The following is a 6,548-nucleotide window of genomic DNA, read 5'->3' as shown; positions in this document are numbered from 1 at the left end:
TCCTTTTAGAGCTCCGGCTCTTGGGCAGACAGCCCAAGAGCCGGAGCTTTTTTGCGTTGGGGTAAGGTCAGGAGGCATCGTAGGCACTTTTCCCCAGGAGGCCCCCGGGTGGAGGTCCAGGAGACCCGAGTCCAGACGGACCGAGTCCTCACCATCCCGAACATCCTCAGCATGGCGCGGCTGGTCGGCGTGCCCCTCTTCCTGTGGCTGATCCTCAGGTCGGAGTTCGGCGGCCCCAAGAGCGACGGCTGGGCCCTGCTGGTGCTCGCGCTGAGCGGCGTCAGCGATTACCTGGACGGCAAACTCGCCCGGCGCTGGAACCAGATCAGCAGCCTCGGCCGGCTGCTCGATCCCGCGGCCGACCGCCTCTACGTGCTTTCCACGCTCGTCGGGCTCACCTGGCGCGAGATTCTGCCGGTCTGGCTCACCGCGGCCCTGCTGGCGCGGGAATTGATGCTCCTGGTGGCCGTGGCGGTCCTCCGGCGGCACGGCTACCCGCCGCCGCAGGTGAACTTCCTGGGCAAAGCTGCCACGTTCAACTTGATGTACGCGTTCCCGCTGCTTCTGCTCAGTGACGGAAGCGGCTGGATCTCGTCACTCGCTGCCATTTTCGGATGGGCGTTCGCTTGGTGGGGTACAACCCTCTATTGGTGGGCAGGAGTGCTGTACGTGGTACAAGTCCGCCGCCTGGTCCGTGCGGACGCCATGGCCGACTGATCCCGCCGACTCCGGCACCCGAGTGGCTCCGATGGCCCGCTCCGCAAAAGTGCGGGACAATCATCACGGGTGAAGTCGGCTAGATCGTCATCTCTTGGAGGAGGACGCTTCCGACATGAAGGCCGTCGTGATGGCCGGAGGCGAAGGCACACGTCTTCGCCCGATGACCTCGAGCATGCCCAAGCCGCTCCTGCCGGTGGCCAACCGGCCGATCATGGAGCACGTTCTGCGGCTGCTCAAAAGGCATGGGCTGCATGAGACCGTCGTCACAGTTCAGTTCCTGGCTTCGCTGGTCAAGAACTACTTCGGTGACGGCGAAGAGCTCGGCATGGAACTCAGCTATGCCAACGAGGAGAAGCCACTCGGTACCGCCGGAAGCGTCAAGAACGCCGAAGAGGCGTTGAAGGACGACGCCTTCCTCGTCATTTCCGGCGATGCCCTGACCGACTTCGACCTCACCGATCTGATCCGGTTCCACAAGGAAAAGGGCGCGATGGTCACCGTGTGCCTCACACGGGTCCCCAACCCCCTGGAATTCGGAATCACCATCGTCGACGAAGAGGGCAAGGTCGAGCGCTTCCTCGAGAAGCCGACCTGGGGCCAGGTCTTCTCCGACACCGTCAACACCGGCATTTACGTCATGGAGCCCGAGGTCTTCGACTATGTCGAGGCCGACGTCCCCGTCGACTGGTCCGGTGACGTCTTCCCCCAGCTGATGAAGGAAGGCAAGCCGATCTACGGCTATGTCGCCGAGGGCTACTGGGAGGACGTCGGCACCCACGAGAGCTATGTGAAGGCGCAGGCCGACGTCCTCGAAGGCAAGGTGGACGTCGAGATCGACGGCTTCGAGATCTCCCCGGGGGTCTGGGTCGCCGAGGGCGCGGAGGTCCACCCGGACGCCGTTCTGCGCGGCCCGCTCTACATCGGCGACTACGCCAAGGTGGAGGCCGGCGCGGAGATCCGCGAGCACACCGTCGTCGGCTCGAACGTCGTCGTCAAGAGCGGCGCCTTCCTGCACAAGGCCGTCGTCCACGACAACGTGTACATCGGGCAGCAGAGCAACCTGCGCGGCTGTGTCGTCGGCAAGAACACCGACATCATGCGCGCGGCGCGGATCGAGGACGGCGCCGTCATCGGCGACGAGTGCCTCATCGGTGAAGAATCGATCGTTCAGGGCAACGTCCGCGTCTACCCGTTCAAGACCATCGAGGCCGGCGCCTTCGTCAACACCTCGGTGATCTGGGAGTCCAGAAGCCAGGCGCATCTCTTCGGCGCCCGCGGCGTCTCCGGCGTCCTGAACGTGGAGATCACCCCCGAACTCGCCGTCCGGCTCGCCGGCGCGTACGCGACGACGCTGAAGAAGGGCGCCACCGTCACCACCGCCCGCGACCACTCCCGTGGTGCGCGCGCGCTCAAGCGGGCGGTCATCTCCGCGCTCCAGGCCAGCGCCATCGACGTACGGGACCTGGAGAACGTGCCGCTGCCCGTGGCGCGGCAGCAGACCGCGCGCGGCAGCGCCGGCGGCATCATGATCCGCACCACGCCGGGCGTGCCGGACTCCGTCGACATCATGTTCTTCGACGGGCAGGGCGCCGACCTCTCGCAGGGCAGCCAGCGCAAGCTCGACCGCGTCTTCGCCCGCCAGGAGTACCGGCGCGCGTTCCCGGGCGAGATCGGCGACCTGTACTTCCCGTCCAGCGTCTTCGACTCGTACACCGGTTCGCTGCTGCGGGACGTCGACACGAGCGGGATCGCCGAGTCGGGTCTGAAGGTCGTCGTGGACGCCTCCAATGGCAGCGCCGGCCTGGTCCTGCCGAGCCTGCTGGGCAAGCTCGGCGTCGACTCGCTGACCATCAACCCCGGTCTGGACGAGTCGCGGCCCACCGAGACCGCGGAGATGCGCCGGGCCGGCCTGACGCGCCTCGGCGAGATAGTGGCGTCCTCCGGGGCGGCGTTCGGCGTGCGGTTCGACCCGGTGGGCGAGCGGCTGTCGCTCGTCGACGAGAAGGGCCGCATCATCGAGGACGACCGGGCCCTGCTGGTGATGCTGGACCTGGTGGCCGCGGAGCGGCGCAGCGGGCGCGTGGCGCTTCCGGTGACCACCACCCGTATCGCCGAGCAGGTGGCCGCCTACCACGGCACGCAGGTCGAGTGGACGACCACGTCTCCCGACGACCTCACCCGGGTCGGCGGCGAGGAGGGGACGATCTTCGGCGGCGACGGCAAGGGCGGCTTCATCGTCCCCGAGTTCAGCAGCGTCTACGACGGCACGGCGGCGTTCGTGCGGCTGATCGGGCTGGTGGCGCGGACGCAGCTCACGCTCAGCCAGATCGACGCCCGCATCCCGCGGGCGCACGTGCTGCGGCGTGACCTGGCCACTCCGTGGGCCGTCAAGGGCCTGGTGATGCGCCGGGTCGTGGAGGAGGCCGGAGACCGCTTCGTCGACACGACAGACGGTGTGCGGGTCGTGGAGACCGACGGGCGCTGGGTGATGGTCCTGCCCGACCCGGCCGAGGCGGTCACCCATCTGTGGGCCGAGGGCCCGGACGACGCTTCCGCGCAGGCCCTGCTGGACGAGTGGTCGGCGGTCGTGGACAGCGCCGGCCGGTAGGAACGCGGCGCACGCGCGCGTGCCGGACAGCCGCCCCCGAGGGGGCCTGTCCGGCACGCGCGCAGGGCCGTTTAGAGGTCTCGGGCGCGACGTGCGACGATGTGCGGCATGCCGCAGCAACCCCCCGTTCGGAGCACCCCCGCGCGGCCCTTCCGTCCGGACGCCTCCATGTCGTTGATCACCAACGTCATGGACCACAGCCTCGACGACGGCTACGCCGAGGCCGCCGCCCGGAAGAAGGCGGCCGGTCAGAGCGCCCTGCCGAAGAGCCTGCGGGCCCGGCTGGGGCTGGCCGCCGGTCTGGTGCTGGCGGCCCTCGTCGTGACCGTGGGGGCGGCGCAGGCGCGGGTGGCGGCCCCCGTCGTCGCCAAGGAGCGCCAGGAGCTGATCGACCGCATCGACCGCGAGACCGCGGCGGCGGACAAGCTGGAGAGCGACGTCGACGCGCTGCGCGCCGACGTGAACGCCCAGCAGCGCGAGGCGCTGAGGCAGAGCGGGGGCAACCCGCAGGCCGACCTGGTGAGCACCCTGGCGGGCGCCACGGAGGTGCACGGCCCCGGCGTCAAGCTCGTCGTGGACGACGCCAAGGAGGCCAGCACCGGGGGCAACGGCAACCCGCGCGAGACATCGGGCTTCTCCGACACCGGCCGGGTGCGCGACCGGGACATGCAGCGCGTCGTCAACGGACTGTGGCAGTCCGGGGCCGAGGCGGTCTCCGTCAACGGGCAGCGGCTGACGGCCCTGTCGGCGATCCGGGCCGCGGGTGACGCCATACTGGTCGACAACAAGCCGCTGGTGCCGCCGTACACGGTGCTCGCCGTGGGGGACGGGCAGCGGCTCAGCACCCGGTTCCAGAACAGTTCCGACGGGCTGTATCTGCACGCCCTGCAGGACAACTACGGCATCCGGACCGCCATCTCCGTGGCGGACGACCTCCGGCTGCCGGCCGCACCGAGTGTGATCGTACGTACCGCACAGCCGAGCACTGAGAAGGGCACATCGTGATCGCCGTACTGGGCCTCGTCGTGGGAGTCGTGGCCGGCCTGTTGGTCCGGCCCGAGGTTCCGGCGGTCGTCGAGCCTTATCTGCCGATCGCCGTCGTGGCGGCGCTGGACGCCGTGTTCGGCGGTCTGCGGGCCATGCTCGACGGCATCTTCGACGACAAGGTCTTCGTGGTGTCGTTCCTGTCGAACGTGGTCGTCGCCGCGCTGATCGTGTTCCTGGGGGACAAGTTGGGCGTGGGCGCGCAGCTGTCCACCGGTGTCGTGGTCGTCCTCGGCATCCGCATCTTCTCCAACGCCGCCGCGATCCGGCGGCATGTGTTCCGGGCGTGACAGGGATGACCCACCAGGACGAACTGCCGGAGAACAGGCTGCGCAAGGAACTGCCGGCCGAGGTGCCCGCGCAGGCCGGCGCGCCCGAGCGGAGCGCCGAGGAGCGGTCCGAGCCCGCGCTGACCGGCCGTCAGCGGCTCGTCGCCGGGCTGTGGCCGCCGCGCTTCACACGGGCCCAACTCGTCGTCGCGCTGCTGCTGTTCGGCCTCGGCTTCGGGCTCGCGATCCAGGTCGCGTCCAACAGCGACAGCGACAGCGCGCTGCGCGGCGCCCGCCAGGAAGATCTTGTCCGCATCCTCGATGAACTGGACAACCGTACTCAGCGTCTTGAAGACGAGAAGCAGGGGCTCGACAAGCAGCGCCAGGAGCTGGAGAACAGCTCCGACCAGGCCGAGGAGGCCCGCAGGCAGACCGCCGAGAAGGAGAAGCAACTCGGCATCCTCGCGGGCACGGTGGCGGCGCAGGGCCCCGGCATCACGGTGACGGTCGAGGACACGAAGGGAACGGTGCAGGCGGACATGCTGCTCGACGCGATACAGGAGCTGCGCGCGGCCGGCGCCGAGGCGATACAGGTCAACGGCGTACGAGTGGTCGCGGGCACCTATCTGACGGACTCCGGCAAGAGCGTGGAGGTCGACGGGAACAAGATCAACGCCCCGTATCGTTTCAAGGTCATCGGCAAGCCGCAGGACCTGGAGCCGGCGCTCAACATCCCTGGAGGCGTGGTGCAGACCTTCGAGAAGGAGCAGGCCACCGTTACCGTGGAGCGATCGGACAAGATCGTCGTGGACGCCTTGCGGGCGGCGAAGCAGCCTGACTACGCTCGGTCGTCGTCCCAGTGAACCGGGGGTGCATGGCGTCCGTCGGGCAGGGGCATGAGGTTGCGGGGGGTCGGCGCACCGATTGGGTGGTGCGTGGTGGAAACTGTCTGGTGGATACGGACGTTGTGAGGATGTCCGGGTCGACCGGTGTATGCAGTCAGGGTTCGTCCTGCCCCACGGGCGGGTCTGTTTCGGTCAAGGGGAATCGCCCGTGAAGTTGTTTGCGAAGTTGTTCGGCAAGAGCGCGCGAGAGGGCAACGAAAACGCCACCGCCCGTCATCGCGCACAGCCCGACGCGGAGGGCCGGCGCCCGCTGTTCCGGGACCAGGTGGCCGGTCAGGGGGGTGACGTTTCCGGCGGTCACGGCGCGCCGTCCGTTGACCCTGCCCAGGCGGGCGGCATAGGTTTCGGCCAACCGTCGACCCCGGGTACGGCCGGCGGGTTCACCCCCGACCCGTACGCGTCCCATGCCCCGGCGGGGCAGCCGCGGCAGGAGGATCCGTCCATGTCGGCCCTGGTGTGTACGAGGTGCGGCAACCGCAACGGCGAGAACAGCCGTTTCTGTTCCAACTGCGGCGCTCCGCTGCGGCCCGGCGCGGTGCCGGAGCGGGCCTCGGAGACGACGTCCACGATCTCCATCTCCGGCCTCGAGGCGTACGACGCGGAGACCACGGGCCAGACGCCCATGCTCTCCCCGGAGGCGCAGGCGGCGGTCGACGCGCTGCCGCTCGGCTCCGCCCTGCTGGTGGTGCGCCGCGGCCCGAACTCGGGCAGCCGCTTCCTGCTGGACGGCGAGCTGACCACGGCCGGGCGTCATCCGCAGAGCGACATCTTCCTGGACGACGTGACGGTCTCGCGCCGGCACGTGGAGTTCCGCCGCAGCCCGGACGGCTCGTTCACGGTGGCCGACGTCGGCAGCCTGAACGGCACCTACGTCAACCGGGAGCGGATCGACCAGGTCGCGCTGGCCAACGGCGACGAGGTGCAGATCGGCAAGTACCGGCTGGTCTTCTACGCGAGCCGGCAGGGCTACTGACCGTCCTCCGGGCGCCGTCCGGAGGAACC

At 69.2% G+C, this 6,548-nt stretch carries 6 protein-coding genes; all 6 read left to right on the top strand.

All coding sequences use genetic code 11. The features are described from left to right. Positions 1–108 precede the first annotated feature (108 nt). The 6 genes from clsA to K7787_RS04345 all read left to right on the top strand — a co-directional run bounded on the left by clsA (position 109) and on the right by K7787_RS04345 (position 6,519). Positions 109–717 (top strand): cardiolipin synthase ClsA, encoded by a 609-nt coding sequence (clsA, locus tag K7787_RS04370; RefSeq protein ID WP_223000544.1) that lies wholly within the window; start codon positions 109–111, stop codon positions 715–717. 115 nt (positions 718–832) lie between these two features. Beyond that, positions 833–3,328, top strand: a complete 2,496-nt coding sequence (locus K7787_RS04365; protein WP_009187515.1) for a mannose-1-phosphate guanyltransferase — start codon at positions 833–835, stop codon at positions 3,326–3,328. Between the two features lie 99 nt (positions 3,329–3,427). Continuing rightward, positions 3,428–4,333, top strand: coding sequence for a DUF881 domain-containing protein (locus tag K7787_RS04360; protein WP_223000543.1), 906 nt, complete (start codon positions 3,428–3,430; stop codon positions 4,331–4,333). Beyond that, a complete protein-coding gene (locus K7787_RS04355; protein WP_003988855.1) occupies positions 4,330–4,662 on the top strand; it encodes a small basic family protein in 333 nt (110 codons plus the stop codon). Before K7787_RS04360 ends, K7787_RS04355 begins: the two co-directional genes overlap by 4 nt. Positions 4,663–4,667: 5 nt before the next feature. Continuing rightward, the gene (locus K7787_RS04350) at positions 4,668–5,504 is read left to right on the top strand and encodes a DUF881 domain-containing protein (protein ID WP_223000554.1); all 837 of its coding nucleotides are present in this window, start codon (positions 4,668–4,670) and stop codon (positions 5,502–5,504) included. A gap of 130 nt (positions 5,505–5,634) precedes the next feature. Next, the gene (locus tag K7787_RS04345) at positions 5,635–6,519 is read left to right on the top strand and encodes a zinc-ribbon and FHA domain-containing protein (protein WP_009187512.1); all 885 of its coding nucleotides are present in this window, start codon (positions 5,635–5,637) and stop codon (positions 6,517–6,519) included. Positions 6,520–6,548: the final 29 nt, after the last annotated feature.

The organism is Streptomyces sennicomposti, from assembly GCF_019890635.1.
Classification (GTDB): Bacteria; Actinomycetota; Actinomycetes; order Streptomycetales; family Streptomycetaceae; genus Streptomyces; species Streptomyces sennicomposti.
This window is presented reverse-complemented; position numbering and strand designations above follow the sequence as displayed.